20 protein-coding genes are annotated in these 17,762 nt (G+C 62.6%); 14 read left to right on the forward strand and 6 right to left on the reverse strand.

Annotation, left to right across the window (positions count from 1 at the left end; genetic code table 11):
• Window positions 1-40 precede the first annotated feature (40 nt).
• From clsA to ACP8ML_RS05560, 11 genes are all read left to right on the forward strand, one after another.
• Window positions 41-694 carry a cardiolipin synthase ClsA gene (gene clsA / locus ACP8ML_RS05510; protein WP_486703054.1) on the forward strand — a complete coding sequence of 218 codons (654 nt, stop codon included), beginning with the start codon at window positions 41-43 and terminating at the stop codon, window positions 692-694.
• Window positions 695-714: 20 nt separating this feature from the next.
• Window positions 715-1,458: a DUF881 domain-containing protein gene (locus ACP8ML_RS05515; RefSeq protein ID WP_486703068.1), complete on the forward strand. Its 744-nt coding sequence runs from the start codon at window positions 715-717 to the stop codon at window positions 1,456-1,458.
• Window positions 1,459-1,500: 42 nt separating this feature from the next.
• The gene (locus ACP8ML_RS05520) at window positions 1,501-1,833 is read left to right on the forward strand and encodes a small basic family protein (RefSeq protein ID WP_002513635.1); all 333 of its coding nucleotides are present in this window, start codon (window positions 1,501-1,503) and stop codon (window positions 1,831-1,833) included.
• The gene (locus ACP8ML_RS05525; RefSeq protein ID WP_065672696.1) at window positions 1,826-2,578 is read left to right on the forward strand and encodes a DUF881 domain-containing protein; all 753 of its coding nucleotides are present in this window, start codon (window positions 1,826-1,828) and stop codon (window positions 2,576-2,578) included. The genes ACP8ML_RS05520 and ACP8ML_RS05525 overlap by 8 nt, the downstream gene beginning before the upstream one ends.
• Before the next feature lie 64 nt (window positions 2,579-2,642).
• Entirely contained in the window at window positions 2,643-3,035 is a 393-nt protein-coding gene (locus ACP8ML_RS05530; protein ID WP_065672697.1) for a glycine cleavage system protein H, read from the forward strand.
• An 8-nt stretch (window positions 3,036-3,043) separates the two neighbouring features.
• Window positions 3,044-3,625 (forward strand): zinc-ribbon and FHA domain-containing protein, encoded by a 582-nt coding sequence (locus ACP8ML_RS05535; RefSeq protein WP_065672698.1) that lies wholly within the window; start codon window positions 3,044-3,046, stop codon window positions 3,623-3,625.
• Window positions 3,625-4,335 (forward strand): transcriptional regulator FtsR, encoded by a 711-nt coding sequence (gene ftsR / locus ACP8ML_RS05540; protein WP_016667568.1) that lies wholly within the window; start codon window positions 3,625-3,627, stop codon window positions 4,333-4,335. Before ACP8ML_RS05535 ends, ftsR begins: the two co-directional genes overlap by 1 nt.
• 81 nt (window positions 4,336-4,416) lie before the next feature.
• Window positions 4,417-4,896, forward strand: a complete 480-nt coding sequence (locus tag ACP8ML_RS05545; RefSeq protein WP_069101425.1) for a bifunctional nuclease family protein — start codon at window positions 4,417-4,419, stop codon at window positions 4,894-4,896.
• Window positions 4,897-5,079: 183 nt separating this feature from the next.
• The gene (locus tag ACP8ML_RS05550) at window positions 5,080-5,667 is read left to right on the forward strand and encodes a MerR family transcriptional regulator (RefSeq protein WP_016667570.1); all 588 of its coding nucleotides are present in this window, start codon (window positions 5,080-5,082) and stop codon (window positions 5,665-5,667) included.
• Window positions 5,668-5,752: 85 nt separating this feature from the next.
• Window positions 5,753-6,997: a YhjD/YihY/BrkB family envelope integrity protein gene (locus ACP8ML_RS05555; RefSeq protein ID WP_179856520.1), complete on the forward strand. Its 1,245-nt coding sequence runs from the start codon at window positions 5,753-5,755 to the stop codon at window positions 6,995-6,997.
• Between the two features lie 217 nt (window positions 6,998-7,214).
• Window positions 7,215-8,369 (forward strand): MFS transporter, encoded by a 1,155-nt coding sequence (locus ACP8ML_RS05560; protein WP_065672700.1) that lies wholly within the window; start codon window positions 7,215-7,217, stop codon window positions 8,367-8,369.
• Between the two features lie 90 nt (window positions 8,370-8,459).
• Here ACP8ML_RS05560 and ACP8ML_RS05565 read toward each other — a convergent pair whose 3' ends face one another.
• The gene (locus tag ACP8ML_RS05565; protein WP_016667573.1) at window positions 8,460-9,659 is read right to left on the reverse strand and encodes a pyrophosphate--fructose-6-phosphate 1-phosphotransferase; all 1,200 of its coding nucleotides are present in this window, start codon (window positions 9,657-9,659) and stop codon (window positions 8,460-8,462) included.
• Window positions 9,660-9,919: 260 nt separating this feature from the next.
• Here ACP8ML_RS05565 and ACP8ML_RS05570 point away from each other — a divergent pair, with 260 nt between their 5' ends.
• Genes ACP8ML_RS05570 through ACP8ML_RS05580 form a run of 3 tightly spaced genes read left to right on the forward strand, consistent with a single transcriptional unit; the run spans window position 9,920 to window position 11,636 of the window.
• A complete protein-coding gene (locus ACP8ML_RS05570) occupies window positions 9,920-10,240 on the forward strand; it encodes a hypothetical protein (protein WP_069102812.1) in 321 nt (106 codons plus the stop codon).
• A gap of 37 nt (window positions 10,241-10,277) precedes the next feature.
• Entirely contained in the window at window positions 10,278-10,898 is a 621-nt protein-coding gene (locus tag ACP8ML_RS05575; RefSeq protein ID WP_065672702.1) for an L-threonylcarbamoyladenylate synthase, read from the forward strand.
• A gap of 51 nt (window positions 10,899-10,949) precedes the next feature.
• Window positions 10,950-11,636 carry a 5'-methylthioadenosine/adenosylhomocysteine nucleosidase gene (locus ACP8ML_RS05580; RefSeq protein ID WP_442542386.1) on the forward strand — a complete coding sequence of 229 codons (687 nt, stop codon included), beginning with the start codon at window positions 10,950-10,952 and terminating at the stop codon, window positions 11,634-11,636.
• Between the two features lie 29 nt (window positions 11,637-11,665).
• Here the strand turns inward: ACP8ML_RS05580 and ACP8ML_RS05585 are convergent, their stop codons facing one another.
• Genes ACP8ML_RS05585 through ACP8ML_RS05605 form a run of 5 tightly spaced genes read right to left on the reverse strand, consistent with a single transcriptional unit; the run spans window position 11,666 to window position 17,550 of the window.
• Window positions 11,666-12,577, reverse strand: coding sequence for a diacylglycerol/lipid kinase family protein (locus tag ACP8ML_RS05585; RefSeq protein ID WP_486703055.1), 912 nt, complete (start codon window positions 12,575-12,577; stop codon window positions 11,666-11,668).
• A gap of 44 nt (window positions 12,578-12,621) precedes the next feature.
• Window positions 12,622-13,272 carry an IMPACT family protein gene (locus tag ACP8ML_RS05590; RefSeq protein WP_065672704.1) on the reverse strand — a complete coding sequence of 217 codons (651 nt, stop codon included), beginning with the start codon at window positions 13,270-13,272 and terminating at the stop codon, window positions 12,622-12,624.
• Window positions 13,269-15,023: an FUSC family protein gene (locus tag ACP8ML_RS05595; RefSeq protein WP_486703056.1), complete on the reverse strand. Its 1,755-nt coding sequence runs from the start codon at window positions 15,021-15,023 to the stop codon at window positions 13,269-13,271. The genes ACP8ML_RS05590 and ACP8ML_RS05595 overlap by 4 nt, the downstream gene beginning before the upstream one ends.
• A complete protein-coding gene (locus tag ACP8ML_RS05600) occupies window positions 15,020-16,507 on the reverse strand; it encodes an Hsp70 family protein (RefSeq protein WP_065672706.1) in 1,488 nt (495 codons plus the stop codon). The genes ACP8ML_RS05595 and ACP8ML_RS05600 overlap by 4 nt, the downstream gene beginning before the upstream one ends.
• A gap of 35 nt (window positions 16,508-16,542) precedes the next feature.
• The gene (locus ACP8ML_RS05605; RefSeq protein ID WP_270236067.1) at window positions 16,543-17,550 is read right to left on the reverse strand and encodes a PAC2 family protein; all 1,008 of its coding nucleotides are present in this window, start codon (window positions 17,548-17,550) and stop codon (window positions 16,543-16,545) included.
• Between the last annotated feature and the right edge of the window lie 212 nt (window positions 17,551-17,762).

The following is a 17,762-nucleotide window of genomic DNA, read 5'->3' on the forward strand; positions in this document are numbered from 1 at the left end:
CGGGGCACGGCGTGGGCAGGCTCTCGGCTGAACGGGATGAATGGTTAGGGTGGAGGTTGTGACGCGCACCCTGCCGCCTGAGGAAGTGCCCGAGGCTAATCCGTGGGACACCGATCGATTCTGGACGGTTCCCAACATCCTGTCAGTGATCCGTCTCATCGGCGTACCTGTCTTCCTGTGGCTGGCTCTGGGCCCGCATGAGGATGGCTGGGCCGTTGCGGTGCTTGCTGTTGCCGGTATCACCGACTGGCTCGACGGCAAAATTGCCCGTCGCTGGCACCAGATCTCGCGCATCGGCCAGATGCTTGACCCCATCGCCGATCGTCTCTACATCTTCGCCACGGTCATCGCGTTGACCCTGCGCGACGTCATACCACTGTGGCTGGTCATTCTGCTCATTGCCCGAGACGTTTGCATGGCGTGTCTGGTTCCGGCTCTGAGAACTCGCGGGTTCACCTCGTTGCCGGTGCACTTCGTCGGCAAGGCGGCCACCTTCTGCCTGCTGTACTCCTTCCCGTTGGTCCTGCTGGGGCATCTCGGAACAGGGGGCTGGACGGTCTGCCGGGTCCTCGGGTGGTCCTTCGCCATCTGGGGAACGGCGCTGTACTGGTGGGCCTACTTCCTCTACCTCGTCCAGACCGTTCAGATCGTTCACACCCTGCCGCGGGTCGATTCCCGGGGTGAGCAGTCGTGAAGCAGCGCCCTGATGCATCGATGGACCTGCTTCGGGAGGTTCGCTCGCAGGCTTTGGACCAGGGGTATCAGGAGTACCACGACCACAGTCCCGGCAGCACGAAGCGACGTCCCGTTGGGGTTGCTGCCGTTGTCATCCTGCTCGTCACCGGGGTTCTCATCGGTATCGCGTGGCGCTCAACGGCTGCACGCGCGCCGCTGGACGCACGAGAACGCAGAAACCTGGTCGCCCACGTGCAGTCGGCCCAAGCTCATGAATCAGCTCAGCATGCAGAATTGGCCAGGTTGCGCGCCTCCATGGATGCCATGAAAGGTGCCTCCGCATCACCCATTGGTGACGAGGCAGGGCAGGACTCAGCAGTGATCCCATTGACGGGCCCAGGGGTGCGGATCTTCCTCGATGACGCCAATGCGGCGCCGGACGATGAACTTGGTGACGCCGACCTACGCAAACTCGTCAACGCCCTGTGGCAGTCCGGAGCGGAGGCCGTGGCCGTCAATGGTCACCGAATCGGGCCCCGCACGGCGATCCGCTCGGCCGGATCGGCGATCACCGTTGACTACGTCTCGCTGTCTCGACCCTATGTCATCGAGGCGATCGGCTCCCCGCAGACGATCCCGGCGAAACTGACTGACACACCTGGGGGTCGCTGGATGACCTATCTGAGCGACAATTCATCGATCACCTATACGGTGGCGACGAGGGACCGGGTCTCGGTGCCAGGATCGAGGGTGTCGGTGAGTCACGCGAGTCCTCACCGATGACAGTGAGACGATGAACGGCATCGGAGCACAGGAAGGACACCCATGATTGCGCTCATCGGCCTGGTGGTCGGGATCATCATCGGCATCGTGGTCAACCCAACGCTGCCACCTGGCCTTCAGCCCTACCTGCCGATCATGATTGTCGCTGCCCTTGACGCCATCTTCGGAGCGGTGCGTGCTTATCTGGCGCACACCTTCTCCGACCGCGTCTTCGTCGTCTCCTTCCTCTCCAACGTCGCCATCGCCGCCCTTATCGTCTGGGTGGGTGATCAGATCGGTGTGGGTTCGCAGTTGTCGACTGCCGTCGTCGTCGTGCTCGGCATCCGAATCTTCACCAACGCTGCCGCCATTCGGCGAGAGGTGCTCCATGCCTGAGCATCACGATCCGCGGGAGTGGGCCGGAAACCACTGGCGCAAGATCGGCAAGGACCTGACCTCGGTGTCGACCGGGCAGATCCTCGTCGCCATCATCTTGTGCCTGTGCTCCTTCATGATCGTGACTCAGGTGCATTCCCAGCACAATCAGGACGCCTATTCGACGATGAGCAGGGCAGATTTGGTGACGATGCTGGACACTCTCTCGGAATCCTCCCGTCAGCTGGATTCCGAGATCGCTGACCTGCGTGCTACGACGAGGGAGCTGCAATCGGGGGCCAATTCGCGCAAGGTCGCTCAGCAGGAGGCCGAGGACCGACTGACCCGGATGAAGGTGTTGGCCGGCACCGTTCCGGTCCATGGACCGGGAATCAAGATCACTATCGACGACCCGGACGAAAAGGTGACCTCCGACATGATGCTCGACGCCGTCGAGGAGATGCGTGATGCCGGGGCTGAGGCCATGGTTCTCAACAACAAGGTCCGCATCGTTGCCGACACCTGGTTTGCCGCCAGCCCTGATGGCCTCGAGGTCAGCGGAACGACGATCAGCCGTCCCTACACCCTGGCTGTCATTGGTGACCCCCATGCCCTCCGGGAGGGGGCACGGTTCCGTGGCGGCCTGGTCTCCCAGATGGAGTCCGACAAGGTGGGGGCCTCCGTCGAGATCACGACTTCTCAAGACCTCATCATTTCCGCGGTTGCCCATCCGCGTCCGATGACTCACGCCACACCGGTGAGATGACGCGGGCATCGAGGCGCTGAGCGCGGTAGTCTGCGGGTACGAGGATTTTTCCGTCGGCCGTGTCATGGAGGTGGCGATGTCCGAGATTCCCGATGATGTGTTGTGCACCTCGGATCACCTGTGGATCAGGCCCGGTAATGGTGACAGGGTGCGCGTCGGAGTCACGCCGGCCCTCCTTGACCAGTTCGGGCCGGTGGAGTCGTTGTCCCTTGCTGATGACGGGGAGGAGATCGTTGCGGGAGACACCTGCGGCGATCTAGAATTCTCGTCTCGCAGCTGGGAGCTCGTTTCCCCGGTTGCCGGGGAAGTCGTCTCGGTCAACCAGTCGGTTGACACTGACCTGCTCGAGGCAGACCCATGGGGTGACGGATGGCTCTTTGACGTGAGACTGTCTGACCCCGAAGAGCTCAACGAACTGCTCGACCCGGACGAATACCTCGCGAGCATGGGGGAGTGACCCCTAAGATGACTGTTTCGGAGACCCCCGAGAGCGAGGACGCGAACATGAACAAGTGCACCATGTGCGGCCACGTCAATGAAGATGGCGCAAACTTCTGCTCCCGATGCGGGACTCGTCTCGGGGTGCCCATCGACACTCCCGGGGACAACACCGGCGTCATCCCGACCATCACCGAACCGACGGTGGCCGAGGAGACCTCGCCCAATCTTGACCTTCCCGCCGACGTGTTGCAGGACATCGCCGACTTGCCTGCCGAGAACGCCATGCTGGTGGTGCGACGCGGACCGAACCTCGGTGCGCAGTTCCTGCTCGATCAGGATGAGACGACGGCTGGACGTTCCACCCGATCTGACATCTTCCTCGACGACATCACGGTCTCTCGTCACCATGTGAAGTTCATCCGTCAGCCCGACGGTCGCATGATCATCGAGGATCAGGGCAGCCTCAACGGCACCTACGTCAACCGTACCCTGGTTGACGGTTCAGCCGTGCTGCGGGATGGTGATGAGGTGCAGATCGGCAAGTTCCGGATGACCTATCACACCGGTGGGACGGCATCTGGTGCCAGCGGGGCTGGTCGCGTCTGATGCCAGGATCTGTCCGCACCATCGGGCAGGTGATGAAGACTCTCAAGCCGGATTTCCCCGATCTGAGTATTTCCAAGATCCGATTTCTAGAGTCTGAGGGCCTGCTGTCCCCTGAGAGGGCACCATCGGGATACCGCAAGTACTCCGACTCCGACGTCGAGAGATTGCGGTACATTCTGACGTGCCAGCGTGATCACTTTCAGCCGCTGCGTGTCATCCGAGATCATCTGGAGATGATGGACCGGGGCGAAGAGCCTCCGGTGGCTGAGGCACCGCCGCTGCCGTCCGAGAGTGAGGGGACTCCGGCCCCGAAGGATTCGGCAGGTCAGGGAATCGTCCAGACCCGTGGTCCCATCAGGATGAATCGGCGTGAGCTCATCAGGGCCTCGGGTATCACTGAGGCTCTGCTCATGGAACTCGAGCGTCACCAGCTGGTGCGTCCCAAGAGAGGAGTTTCCTACTTCGGGCAGGAGGCTCTCGTCATCTGCGTCGCGGCTCGACGGCTCTCTGCCTACGGGATGGACTCGCGTCACATGCGCGCCATCCGTCAGGCTGCTGAGCACGAGGCCGGCCTTATTGAGCAGACTCTCATTCCGCACGCTCGTCATCCCGAGCAGGCGTCCAAGATTGCCGCCGAGACGACCAAGGTGATGATGCACGCCCATACGGCGATGGTCTACGACATGCTGGAACACTGGTCGGCCAACTGAGTTCGGCCAACTAGGCCTGCCTTGCCAGGCGAACGCTGTCACGCCGAAGGATCGACTCCAAGGCCGCGCTAGGCTGGCAGCATGGTCTTGCTCGAGGTTGCCGAGATTCGGACCGAGCCGGTGTCCGGGGCAGCGGTGCTGCTGTTGCGCGAGGTTGATGGTCGTCGCCATCTTGCTTTGTGGATCGCAGAGCCGGAGAGATTGGCCATCACCGACGCCATCAATGAGGAGGAGCCGATCCGGCCTTACACCCATGACCTGCTCGCACGCGTCGTCGCGGTGCTGTGCGAGGAAGAGCCGCAATGCGTCATCACCAAGGTTGAGGACGGCGTCTGGTTCGGCGAGTTGGTGCTGGGGACCATGAGGATCGATGCTCGGCCCTCGGACCTGGTCGCCCTGGCACTGCGTCTTCCAGTACCGATCTGGTGTACCGAGGAGGTCATCTCCTCGGCCGGGATACTCCTCGATGCCGGACCGGAGGACGCGGTGGAAGAGTTCCGGCAGTTTCTGGACCAGGTCAGTCCGGACGACTTCGGACCTGGACCCTCGACCTCTGGTTGACCTTGAGTCAACAGCAAAACACCTTGTCAAACTTAAATTCGCAACTGGGATGTGAGGACGGTGTGAAGCCATCGGCGTGGCTTCGACGGTGATCTGGACTGGCGCCGTAGCGTCGAGGGCGTTCGACGGGGTAACCGTGCTCCGCCGTTGAGACGATGAACAGAACTGGTGAAGGGTGACGAGATGGCAACGACCGGTGAGCAGCCGAGTGTTGAAACTCCCCTCGACGGCCCCGCGCGTCGTGGCCAGGATGCCCTCTTTGAGGGTGACTTCGCTCCGATGCCCGAGGACATTGGATTCCGGGGGCCTGTCGCGTCCGGCGCAGCCGGCATCACCTACCGCCAGCTCGACTACTGGGCGCGAACCGGGTTGGTCCGTCCGGAGATCCGAGCTGCTCGCGGCTCCGGTAGCCAGCGTCTTTACTCCTTCCGCGACATCCTCATGCTCAAGGTCGTCAAGCGCCTGCTCAACGCTGGCGTCTCCCTGCAGCAGATTCGGGTTGCCATCGACCATTTGCGCAGCAATGGCGTCGAGGATCTTTCCCGGGTCACCCTCATGAGTGACGGGGTCTCCGTCTATGAGTGCACCAACGACAACGAGGTCATCGACCTGCTGCGCGGTGGTCAGGGAATGTTTGCCATCGCTTTGGGAGGAGTGTGGCGAGACGTCCAGGGAAGCCTTGCGGAACTGCCGAGTGAGCGTCTCAATCCGATTGACGAGGAAGAGCTCGACGAGTTCACTGCCAGAAGAATTGCCAAGCACGCCTCCTGAACTGGCGGTGAATTGACGAGAAATCGTCCCCGTCATTCCTGATGCGTATGCTCGTTGAGCGTGCGCCTGGGGCGTTCTTCATGCAATGATTCAGGATGAGGAGGCCCCTGTGAAGGACACAATTGCCGCCATCATGAAGCGGCCCGGTATCGCCCATCTGTTGCGAGCCCACACCCGATTCACCCGACGTCTCGGCAACCATTTCGCCGCATCCATCACCTATTTCACGGTGCTGGCGATCGTCCCGGTCATCGCATTCGCCTTTGCCGTGCTGGGATTGATTCTGAGTCGGTTGAGCCCGTACCTGCTCAATCAGGTGGTGGATTCGGTCGTGAGTCTGGCCACTCAGCAGGATGACAAGGAACAAATTCGCGGCATTATCGAGAATGCGATGAAGGTCGGCGGATCGGTCTGGGCGTTCATCGTCTCCATCCTCACCGCTTTTTGGGCCGGAATCGGCTGGGTCGGAAACATCCGCAAGGGAATCCAGGCGGAATGGGCCCCGGACTTTGACATGGTGGCCGACGACCGCGGATTCGTGCGCGCCAAGCTTTCCGACATGTTGGCATTCCTGGGATTGCTGCTGGTGAGCCTGCTGACGATCGTCACCTCCCAGGTCGGCTCCTCGATGGCCGGGCTGTTGGCCAGGTGGACTGGCCTCGACACCGTTCCTGGCCATGGCCTGCTGCTGGCCCTGGCCGGCCTGCTGGCCTCGGCGATTGCCGGTTGGTTGCTCTTCATCTTCTTGTACACCGTCATGCCGCGTGGCAAACCGGTGTGGCGTCCGATCCTCAAGGGATCGCTGGCCGCAGGTTTTGCCCTGGCCCTCCTACAGGTGGGTGCTGGCTATCTTGTGCAGGCCTTCAGCTCTAACAAAGCTGTGCAGGCCTTTGGATCTGTCATCATCATCATGCTGGTCTTCGATCTCATCGCTCGATTGAGTCTCTTCATCGCCTCGTGGATCGCGACGGCGAACCAGCCGGCTGTCGACAAGGAGTGGAACGACTGCGACGAGCCCCTGCTCGGTCGTGACGACTGCCGTACCGTTGACGGGCACTGGGAGGCCGCGTTAGCGGATCGCGCCCGCAAGCACTCGGACGAGGATGGAGCGGAAGTCGTCGGTGTCGCCTCACAGGCCAATGGGGGAGAGGAGGACGCCAGCCAGCAGGAGACGGAAGACGCATCGGCCGACGCACATGCTGCTTCTCGCGCCTTGCCTCCCGCGCACGCCGAGCCTCGTCGTTGGCCGGTTGTCGGAGCGAGTATCGTCAGTGCTGTTGGGGGCATGGCAGTTGGCGCCATACTCGGTCGACGTCGCGAAGACCAATGACCCACTGATGATGCTGCGTGCGTGGTGACAGGTCAGTTCGTTACGGCGTGATTCAGCTGCGGGCTGGCGTTTGCCCCATATGTGATTGACCCCGAGGTCATTGGGCCCTGGCGGACCCAGAAAGGGAATCGCAATTTTGCAAGGGTCGTCGTCGCGGAGAGCTGCTCATTGTGCTTTGGCTGCCAGTCTTCTGGGCACGTTGTTCCCCGGAGTCGTCATGTTCACGTTGCCTCCGCTGTTCACCTCATGGTGGAGGAGCTCTACCAGAGCTTCAGATGCATCACTGGGCTGGGTGACGACGTGTGCGGTTCTTGCGTCGGGGCTGTTGACATACGTCGCCGGGATCGTTCGTCAACAGTTGGGCACTCGCTGGATGTATGTCGTGGCGACGGTCCTCATGATGGTGTCTCTGGCGGTCGTCGTGGTGGACTCACGGTCGCTACCGGTTGCTTACATGTGGGCGCTGTTGTCCGGAGCATCCTCGGCCTTCACGTATTCCCCCTCATTGACTGCGGTCCAAGAATGGTTTCCGCGACAGTTGGGGCTGGTTACCGGATTGGTCAACGCCAGTTTCGCCCTTCCCGCTGCCGCAGCTGCCCCTGTCGTCGCGGCAATGCTGAAACATTGGGGGTTCACAGACACGGTCGTGACGCTGATGATCGGCGTTGCCGTCACACAGGTCCTGGTGATTTTTCTTTCCACCCCGCACTGGCTCGAGAAGGAGCGTAGGGCAGGGTTAGCGGCATCGCGGGAAGAAATTTCAGCACCGTCTGCAACCACCGCGCAAGCCGTGCGGACGCCCGCGTTCTGGCAGGTTTGGGCGATCTGGTTCGCTGGTGGTGGGGCAGCCATCACGATGATGACTTTCGCTGCCACTTATTCCGCGCATCTCAATGATATTGGGGTGCGAGTCAGCGCGGTGGCGGCGGTTACCGCGTTCGTCTCCGGAAATGGGCTGATACGAGTGATCAACGCGATGGTGCTCGATCGTGTCGGACCGACGGTCATCGGAGCCGTGACTTCCTTGACCCTTGCCATGGGGTACGTGTTGTTGGGTTTCGTCACCAGTGGTTGGGCACTCATCGTGGTGGCTTTCCTGGCAGGAGTCGCTTTGGGGACAATCTTCACGATCTCGCCCTTGTTACTGACACCCCTCTTCGGTCTCAAACACTTTGGGCCCATCTTTGGGCTGGCCTTCACTGCCTACGGTGTTTTTGGTGCTTTTGCTGGCCCTATGCTTAGCTCATATCTGGCTCAGCAACTGGGATATGCCCTGGTATTCATCTATCTTGCCGTGTTGATGGTCTGGGCTTTCTTGTCTGTACTCGCCGTCAATCGCTCAAGACGGCGAATGACAGTGCATTGGGTTTAATAGGGTTCCACGTACCACAATGGCCCTTCCGCTCTCAATCAGTCCACCGGGACCGATTCGTGCGGAAGGGCCATTGGCGAGTCAGAACTGTCAGGCCTGCCCGATCTCGCTGAGCATGTCGGTGAACCACGGCTGCGTGACATCGAAGGGCTTGCCACCCTTGATGCGGTCGAAGGCGATGTTGGTCAGCTCGTCGCCGTTCTCCTCGTCCTGACCGATGACGCCAGCCCTGCCGGCGAGGGCGCAGTCGACGGCCAGATCGGTGCAGCGGCCGATGAGCTCGAGATCGGCCTCGTTGGAGGCAGCCGAACGGGAGAAGTAACCCGACTTCTGGACCATGACCTTCTCGGCTCCCAGCTTCTCGGCGAACTGCTTGCCGAACCAGGCGCCAGGGTTGACCTTGTCGAGCTTGACGTGGCCGAAGGGGTCGCGCGGGACCTCCTGTCCGGCCTTCTCCATCTCCTCGATGATGGCGTCGAGGCCAGCGCCCTCGGACAGGAAGATGGTGACGTTGCCGATCTCGTCCATGACCTTGTTGAGGCGCTCGGCCTCGGCCTCAAGGTCGAGGTGAGCCTCCGGGACGTACACGGCGTGGACGTCCCAGGCCTCCTTGGACAGACCGATCTCGGGGACCCACTCCTGGGTGTCCAGCCACTCGCGGTACTTGGCGGCGGTGGCTGCGGTCAGCCAGCCACAGTTACGTCCCATGACCTCGTGGACGATGAGCATGCGGGATCCGGAGTTGTGCTCACCGACGATGTTCTGGGCGAAGCGGGAACCCTGCTCAGCAGCGGTCCAGGCGCCCAGCGACTGACGGATCGGGATGACGTCGTTGTCGATGGTCTTGGGCAGACCGACGACGGTGAGGCCGTAGTCGTGCTCTGCCAGGTACGCGGCGAGGTCAGCGGCGGTGGTGTTGGTGTCGTCGCCACCGATGGTGTGCAGGACGTCGACCCCGTCGGAGACCAGACGGTCAGCAGCAACCTTGAGGGGATCGTCGCCCTCGGCGACCAGACCACGCTTGACGAGGTCGGCGGCATTGGTGAGCTTGACGCGGGAGTTGCCGATCGGGGAACCACCGAAACGCTTGAGGACCTCGGCGTTCTTGCGCACAGTGTCGGTGACCTCGATGAAGTCTCCCTTGAGCAGGCCCTCGTAGCCGTGTTTGTAGGCGATGATCTCGACCTCGGGGGCAACCTCGGTGTAGCGCTGGATCAGACCACTGATCGCCGTGGACAGGCAGGGCGCGAATCCACCGGCGGTGAGGAGAGCGACCTTCTTGACGGCCATGGGAAACCTTTCGTTCGTCGTGCGATGACGCTATTAAGCCTATGGCACGAGTCGAAACGCCACACCGGGGGAGCAAATGTCAACCCTTTCCAGGGCACTGGGGTTCGTGTTGGTGTGATGGTATGACGAGTAATGCGTTAATGCACCGACGTGTGGCCAGTGCGAGGAGGATGGATCCATCCCAGCGCCATGGCGATCGTGGCGTCAGTCTTTCCGTCGTCGTCACGGTGTTGCTTCCGGTCCTTCTCCTTGCCGCTGGGGTGGCCGTGGATGGGGCAGAACAGGCGAGGGCTGCTCGACTTGCCCACACCGTCGCTGCGGAGGCTGTTCGGGCTGGATGCGAGGAGGGATCAGCTGCTCAGCTGGTAGGACAGGACGGCTCCGGATCAGCTCGCAAGGCCGCGGAGAAGTCGGCTCGTGGAGCCGAGATCAAGGGAATGAGTCAGCTGGCCATTGACGTCGAGGGAGACGCCGTCAGCGTCGCTGTGCAGGTCACCAGACCAACTCATCTGCTCTCGCTCATCGGCGTGCTGGAGGTCCATGGTCAGGCGCGCGAAATGTGCACGTTGATGGCTCGCTGACCGCCATGGGAGTCCGCTGCGGCGATACGATGACAGGGTGTCCAAGTACTTCCCGGTGCACCCGGAGAACCCGCAGCAGCGTTCCCTCAACCAGGTCGTCGACATCCTGCGCGACGGTGGCCTGATCGCCTACCCGACCGATTCAGGTTACGCGTTCGGGGCACGGCTGGGGAACAAGGACGCCCTGGATCGGATTCGCAAGTTCCGTGAGCTGTCCGACAAGCATCACTTCACCTTGGTGATGAGCGAGTTCGCCCAGGTCGGACAGTACGTCCAGATGGACAACTGGGTCTTCCGGGCCGTCAAGGCGGCCGTCCCCGGGCGATACACGTTCATCCTCAAGGCGACTCGTGACGTACCGAAGATCATGCTCCATCCGCGCAAGAAGACCGTGGGTGTCAGGGTGCCTCAGCACGTGACAGCTCTGTCTCTGCTGGAGACCCTCGACGAGCCGATCGTCTCCTCGACCCTCATCATGCCCGGGCATGGTACCCCGATGGTCGACGGTTGGCAGGTCCAGGACGAGATCGGTGATCATCTGGACGCCGTCATCGATTCTGGAGACTGTGGCATCGAACCGACGACGGTGGTTGACTTCACCTCTGGGGAAGCAGTGATCACACGCCGCGGTGCCGGTGATCCGTCCCCCTTCGAGTGAGACCATCTGTCCCTCGAATCGTGACGGCGACTGACGAAGGATGTTGACGACGTGCTTGGCCTGATGGGTGCAATGGAGGATGAGGTCCGTCTCATCCGCGAGGACCTTGACGAGGTCGTGGAGTTGGACGGTCCGTGCGAATTGCTGCGCGGCCAGTTGGACGGAACACCGGTGGTGCTGGCGAAGTGTGGCATCGGCAAGGTGAATGCGGCCCTGGCGGCCTCAGCCATGGTTCAGGCCGGCGCTACGAGCATCGTCTTCACCGGTGTCGCTGGTGCCGTAGCCCCCGGTCTGGGTATCGGTGACGTCGTCGTCGGGGACAAGTTCCGACAGCACGACGCTGACGACACTGCCTTTGGCAACCCCATCGGCATCATCCCCGGGGAGCCAGCATTCTGGGAGCCGGATCCGGATCTTTCCACCAAGGTACTGGGGGCGCTGCAGGCTCTCGAGGGGCCGCGCGGTCACCACGTCGTCGCCGGAACCATCGTCAGTGGCGACCAGTTCATCGCTCAGGCCGAGAAGGTCGCGTGGTTGCGCACCACCTTTGACGCCAGTGCGGTCGAGATGGAGGGTGCGGCTCTGGCACAGGCTGCCAGCCACCTCGGGGTGCCCTTCGCCGTCGTGCGAATCCTGTCGGACTCCGCCGATGGTGACGCCACTTCCGATTTCCCCGCTTTCCTCAACGACGCCGCCCGTCGCGGACGTGACCTGGCCCACGCCTTGGCTCAGGCCTGAGAGGTCAGGTCCGAATCCATCCGGGGCCCTCAGGCCCGCACCAGCAGGGCTCCGGGGGCCACCCGTGTTCTCATCGTCGTCACCTTGCCCACCAGATCACCATCAACCTCGGCGAGGATCGGCCCGGAACCAGACCTCACGAGCGCTGTTCGTGAGGAGGCGTGACGCACCAGTCGGTGTCCGTGACGATGCCGGGTGACGAAATGGTTGAGGACGGCGACCCAGCCGACGATCCCGTGGGGAGACAGGGTCAGGACGTCCAGGGTGCCGTCGTCAATACGGCCATCCGGGACGAGATCGACCCCACCAGGCAGGGCGGAGCAGTTGCACACCAGCACTGTCCGAGCCCGCGTGACGACCGGTTTGCGACCATCGACGCTGGTGCGGGCCTGGAACCCGGGTTGGATGAGGGTCTGGGCACCTGATGCCACATAGGCCAGCCATCCGAGTCTGTCCTTGAGACGGTCCTGGGTGCCGGCCATCATCTGAGCATCCATGCCCATGCCAATGATGACGGTGAAGCAGATCTCCTCGGACTCGTCGAAACGGACGTAACCAAGATCGATGGCTCGCACTGGGCGGGTCAGTACGGCGTCGAGGGAGGCCGCCAGATCAGTGTGGGGCAGATTGAGATTGCGGGCCAGAAGATTGCCCGTCCCCATGCCGAGAATCCCCATCGGGACTCCGGTACCTGCTAGACCAGCTGCGACCTGACGGATTGTTCCGTCGCCGCCCAAGGCCAGGACGAGGTCGGCGCCATCATTGACAGCGCTCATGGCCAGGCCGTGACCGAAGTCATCGTCGGTGGTGGGAAGGAAGGACGGGTTGACCCCCAAGTGCTCCTGGCATTTGTCCTCGATGAGAGTGCGCCACTGGGGGTTGGTGGCAGTCTTCACCGAATTATGGATGACTGCCACGGTGCGCGGCTGAGATGTGTGCACGTCGTGAGCCTAGGGCATCAGACCAATTTCGTGGCCGCTCCGTCTCAGTGCGTGAGGTCGACCCAACGCTGCGCCCTCGGCGTCAGATCGACGTCACGGCCCAGGAGCTCGGCCAGTTCGACAGCCAGATGGTCGGCCTGACCCGCTCGGCAAGCCAAGGTGAGGAGGGCCCCGTCTGCGGTGTAGTCGACCGTAACGACCTCGTGTCCGGCAGCTCGGATGACTCCTTCTTCGTGGCCAGCTTGTCGTAGGTCGAGTAGGGTCGTGAAGGTGTCCATGAGGACTCGACGATGCAGCGAGGCCGAGTCCAAGACCTTGGTGACCGCGTTGCCATAGGCGCGGGTCAGGCCGCCAGCTCCCAGCTTGATGCCACCGAACCACCGGCTCGTGACGGCTACGACGTCCGACAGATGCGGCTGGTCGTCAGAATTCGAGGCCGTGAGGGCTTTCAAGGTCGGCATTCCGGCTGTTCCAGCAGGCTCGCCGTCGTCGCTGCAGCGCTGGGCATGGCGATCAGGTCCGATGACGAAGGCGGAGACGTGGTGACGGGCATCGTGGCCATCTCGTCTCGCTTGGGCGATGACGTCACGAGCTTCTTCCTCGGTCTCGACGCGGACCAGTTTGGTTCGGAAGATCGAGCGTTTGATCTCCAGTTCAGCCTCGACCGGGTCCGTCAGGACGATGTACTCGTTCACCTGACCCCCGGTAGGGAGGTGACCATGTCGAGGCGGATCTTCTCCATCTCATCGACGACGATGTGGGCATCGAGGTTCTGACTGGAGATCGGAGGTAGACCGGTGATGAAGACCGCGATGTCGGCCAACAGCCGGCGTGCCCACGGCACGGGCTTGTCGATGGTGTGCCAACACACCGATAGCAGGTCGTAGCCGGTCTCGGTGACGGTGCGATCGACCTTGGACCAGTCCTGCAGAGCTTGTGGAGCGTCGGGGCGAGTAGCAGAGAGCAGGGCAGATCCGCGGATCAATTCATGGACCATCTGGTTGCGTTCCACCTGGGCCTGTGAGGTACTGGTGTGGCCGTCTGCCAGCGACCGCAGCACAGGCATCATCGAGCGCAAGGTGCGGCGGTACTGACTGCGCACCAGAAGCACGGGAGCCCGCCGACCGACGACGTGGATCGTGATGATGCCGACGGCCAGACCGACAACCGTCTCAAGGATCCTGTCCTGGGCCAGCTGGTACATCTCACCGGGCTGGGTGAGTGGTGTCATGAGCAGTGCGAAACAGGTGATGAAGATGCAGGCGATGCCGTAATTGCGCGTCACCATGGCCTGCATGATCCACAGGAAGACGATGATGAGGCCGATCTGGACCCAACCTGACGGTCCGAAGGCTGCCACGGCCAGGTAGAGCCCCAGCCCGATGACCGTCCCGAGCACGCGGTGGATGGCCCGGATGGTCATGTCGGAGCGGGTGGCGTCCATGTGCATGAGGATCAGCACGCTGAGGATGGCCCAGTAAGGATGGCCGAAGGGCAGCAGGATCATGAGCAAGGCGGCGAAGAAGACGCCGGTGGCTGCTCGAAGTGCCAGCATTGTCGGTCGGGAGCCACGCTCCAGTGCTGTCCGGAGCAGATAACTTGCCTTGGGTCGCCCCAGCGGGGTCCAGTCCAGATGGTCTGGAAGAGACACGTCGGCGGATGGGAAGGCTTCCAGCCTCAGCTCGTGCTCCAGGCGCATGTGGGCGGTGACGAGTCGGGCTCTCAGCTCGGAGAGCTCGGACATCTCCGACGGGTTGTCGGCCCCGGAGGCGTGACCGTCGTTGTAGGCCCACCACGCCTGATGGATGGCAGCGTGGGCTGCCGAGCGCAGCCGGGCAACCTCGTGGCTGTCGGCATCCTCGTCGGGCTCACAATAATTGTTGACCGCTGTCTCGGCCTTCTCGACGGCGAGCCGCACCGGTCGGTGCGGCGAGATGAAGCAGATGATCATCGACACCATGGCGGCGATGAGGAAGGAAGGGCCGGTCGAGGTGAAGACCGTTGCGATCGTCCACCCATGGCTGGCCATGTAGGCGCCGAAAGCCCCGGCGAAGAGAATGTTGAGAGGTCCCGGCGGACCCAACTGCAGAGCGTGCCAGGTCCAGATGATGACGAGGCTCCACGCGGCCAGGATGAGCGGCATGATCCACTCCACCCGCATGGACAACAGGCCTAGACACTGGGAAAGGACCGTCGCGACACCGACGCCGATGAGGATTCGAGCGCGCGACAGTGGGGCATTGCTGTTGCCCGCCAGTGCGCCCATGGCACCCATCATTCCCATGGCGGCATGGCTTGGGTCGGTGATGAGCCCCATCGTCACCAAGGACACTGCCATCGGGATGATGAGGATGACTGCCTGCTTATTGCGTCCCGGAGCTGGGCGAATGGTGATCAGTCTGTGCAGCAGGTGGCGCAGTGAGGATGGTTTGTCAGTCGGGCTCATCGATGCACCGTACCGGTGCTCGTCGTTGTTGGACGTCCCATGGTAACGGTGGTGGACCATCCAGTGTCGACGTCGGTGATCGTCGCGGTGACCATACCGGTCTCGAGGATGGTGTAGGTCTCCTCAATGAGGTGACCGTTGTTGACCTCGTGGACGTCGACCTGGTCAGCGTCGAGGTCGTTACCCGTGTTCTGCAGAGTCTCGTCGAAGGGGAAGACGACAGTGGCAAAGGGAATGAGGTCACCCACCGGTTCGCCGTTGGCGTCAGTCCGCGAGAACTCCACGAAGCGGAAGACGCCGATGTTGTGACGGCAACGGTAGGTTCGCGTGATCGTCGTCGTCCCGGAGAGCCGGGTGCTCTGGTCGGTGAGGACGTCGAAGCCGATGCCTCGTCCGGACTCAGTCTCGCGGAACACACCGAAACCGCGGGAAAGGCGGTCACGGATTCCCAGGGTGTCCGCGTCAGCGGCGACGGCCAGACCGATCGCGGTGGCCGAGGTCGGGTTGGGAGAACGGTGCACTCGTCGCCCGAAGAGTTCGCGCAGCCGGCGGGGAACGATCAGCAGGGACGTGGCGCCACCGACGAGATGGATACCGGCGACGTCGGAGTCAGCGCTGTTGAGCAGGGAGGACAACGGATCCATGGTCTCGATGGTGCGATCGACCAGCGGCTGGCACGCTTCGGCCACCTCGGCGACCGGAATGCGAAGAGTCGTCGAGTCGAGGTCCACGAGGAGGTTCCGAGACTGGGGACGCAGGGCTTCCTTGGCGATTCGGCACGCCTCGACGAGTTCGTCACGATCGACAGAGATGTCGCTGAGATGACGTGCGGCCAGATCAGCCAGCACCTCGTCGAAGTCGTCGCCACCGAGGTCATTGAGACCGACGGAGTCGAGGACTTCCGGGCTCTGGCCGGACATGTTGACCAGGGATGCGTCGAAGGTGCCACCACCGAGGTCATAGATGATGACCCTGGTGCGCTTGGAATTGAGGTTCCGGGCGTGACGGAGGGCGAATTCCAGCCCGGCCGCAGACGGCTCGTTGACGAGGCCGAGCACATCAATACCGGCCTGACGTGCAGCATCCATCGTCACGAGGCGCTGTCCGGTGTGAGCGTGGGCGGGTACACCGAGGACGGCACGATGAGGTCCGGGGACGTCGATGCACGAGATGACATGACGCAGAAAGTCGGCCCACAGATCGACCAACGGGATCTCCATCTCCCCGATGTGGACCAGGGTCGACGGGCCGGCCCCGGGGGCCGCCAGGAGGCGCTTCACCGAGCGGACGCCAGGGGCTCCACCGGCCATCGCCTGGCGGGCCTCAAAGCCGTGGACGAGGGACCCGCCGACGACCGCGCTCACGCTGGGCAGCTGGTCGTGTGAGTCTCCTTCCGTGTCGAGGAAGGGCAGCAGGGGGTGGTTTCCGTTGTCAACAGCAGCAACCGCGGTGTAGGTGGTTCCCAAGTCGATTCCCAGATCCATGCCGGGCAGTCTATGACTGGGTACAGACAATGCCCTTATCCGTCCGAATCGCCTCCGCGACGGGGACGGTAATCAGGGGTGTCGTCGTCGGCGTCACCGTCGTTGCCACGTCGCGGACCGGAAGGATTGTCGTCACTGCGGGAATCGTCCCCGTCGTCGATGGAACGCAGGAAGTCCTCGACCTCGGCGCCAATGTCCTCAGCGTCAGGGACTGTGACCTCGGTGGTGCCGAGCTCGCGCTGGGCAACTCGCGAGTCGTACTGCTCCTCGAGGGCATGGAGCATGGTCTTGAGCTCCTCAGAACCATTGACCTGGGTGTCGATCTCGGCACGAACGGTCTTGGCGGCCATTGCCAGAGCGTTGATGGGCAGGGCCAGGCCGGTTGCGCCGCGCAGTGCCTCGACGAGGGCGCGGGCCGACTCCGGGTAGTCCAGGTCAGCCAGGTAGTGCGGCACGTGGGACGCCAGGCCGATGACGGCGTGGTTAGTTTCCCCCAACCGCTGCCCGAGGACAACCGGGAAGGACGCCGGCACCTGAACGCGGCCAAACGGTGAGGTGGATCCCAGGATGAGTTCGGGACGCGACGCCCATCGGGTGACCATGGCGGGTCGGGTATGAGGAGTCGGTACGGGAATCGAATCAGTGATAACGGTCAGACGGATCCCCATGGAGTCCACGAGGTTTGTCAACGACGACACCAAGGTCTCCCAGCCCAGTGCCGGTTCAGGGCCGTCGAGGACGAGGAAGGCCTGTCCGAGTTGATCCGTGACCTCGTGAAGGACCAGACGTGGGCGTTCATAGCCCTCGAAATGGTCAGTGTCGAAGATGATGGGCTGGCGGGAATCGCGGTGGTCCAGGAGGAAGTCGATGTCGAATTCACCGAGCTCGTGGTGGGGGAGTTCGGTGAAGATCGCGTCACGGACCCGTGCCTGTACGCGTCCGGTGTCGTTGAAGGACTGCACCAGGGTGATGAGGGCGGACACCTCCTTATCGGGACCCACGATTCCGGGGTGCCAGCGGAAGCGGTCGCTCTGCTGATCCATGGGTGTCCTCCTTCGAATAGGTCCAGGTTGTGTAACCCCGTGAGTCCTCACTCTATTCCGTCGGAGCGGTGGGTAGCCTGACCGCGTTGCCAGATAACAGAAGGACGGACTACATGAGGATGACGTGCCGAGCAGCAACCGCGGTCGCCGTTGCAGGGTTCTCCCTGCTCGCCGGATGTTCACAGACTCGCGGAGAGGTGCCCGGGGTCAGC

It is taken from the genome of Cutibacterium sp. LaCa_255 (assembly GCF_057458005.1).

Excerpts from the sequence above, each read along its gene's own strand:
- ACP8ML_RS05605 (WP_270236067.1), bottom strand. The coding sequence starts at position 17,550 with ATGGATCAGCAGAGCGACCGCTTCCGCTGGCACCCCGGAATCGTGGGT.
- ftsR (WP_016667568.1), top strand. The coding sequence starts at position 3,625 with ATGCCAGGATCTGTCCGCACCATCGGGCAGGTGATGAAGACTCTCAAG.
- ACP8ML_RS05565 (WP_016667573.1), bottom strand. The coding sequence starts at position 9,659 with ATGGCCGTCAAGAAGGTCGCTCTCCTCACCGCCGGTGGATTCGCGCCC.
- ACP8ML_RS05600 (WP_065672706.1), bottom strand. The coding sequence starts at position 16,507 with ATGGATCTGGGAATCGACTTGGGAACCACCTACACCGCGGTTGCTGCT.
- ACP8ML_RS05560 (WP_065672700.1), top strand. The coding sequence starts at position 7,215 with ATGTTCACGTTGCCTCCGCTGTTCACCTCATGGTGGAGGAGCTCTACC.
- ACP8ML_RS05530 (WP_065672697.1), top strand. The coding sequence starts at position 2,643 with ATGGAGGTGGCGATGTCCGAGATTCCCGATGATGTGTTGTGCACCTCG.
- ACP8ML_RS05595 (WP_486703056.1), bottom strand. The coding sequence starts at position 15,023 with ATGAGCCCGACTGACAAACCATCCTCACTGCGCCACCTGCTGCACAGA.
- ACP8ML_RS05515 (WP_486703068.1), top strand. The coding sequence starts at position 715 with ATGGACCTGCTTCGGGAGGTTCGCTCGCAGGCTTTGGACCAGGGGTAT.
- ACP8ML_RS05535 (WP_065672698.1), top strand. The coding sequence starts at position 3,044 with ATGACTGTTTCGGAGACCCCCGAGAGCGAGGACGCGAACATGAACAAG.
- ACP8ML_RS05545 (WP_069101425.1), top strand. The coding sequence starts at position 4,417 with ATGGTCTTGCTCGAGGTTGCCGAGATTCGGACCGAGCCGGTGTCCGGG.
- ACP8ML_RS05525 (WP_065672696.1), top strand. The coding sequence starts at position 1,826 with ATGCCTGAGCATCACGATCCGCGGGAGTGGGCCGGAAACCACTGGCGC.
- clsA (WP_486703054.1), top strand. The coding sequence starts at position 41 with ATGGTTAGGGTGGAGGTTGTGACGCGCACCCTGCCGCCTGAGGAAGTG.
- ACP8ML_RS05555 (WP_179856520.1), top strand. The coding sequence starts at position 5,753 with ATGATTCAGGATGAGGAGGCCCCTGTGAAGGACACAATTGCCGCCATC.
- ACP8ML_RS05550 (WP_016667570.1), top strand. The coding sequence starts at position 5,080 with ATGGCAACGACCGGTGAGCAGCCGAGTGTTGAAACTCCCCTCGACGGC.
- ACP8ML_RS05520 (WP_002513635.1), top strand. The coding sequence starts at position 1,501 with ATGATTGCGCTCATCGGCCTGGTGGTCGGGATCATCATCGGCATCGTG.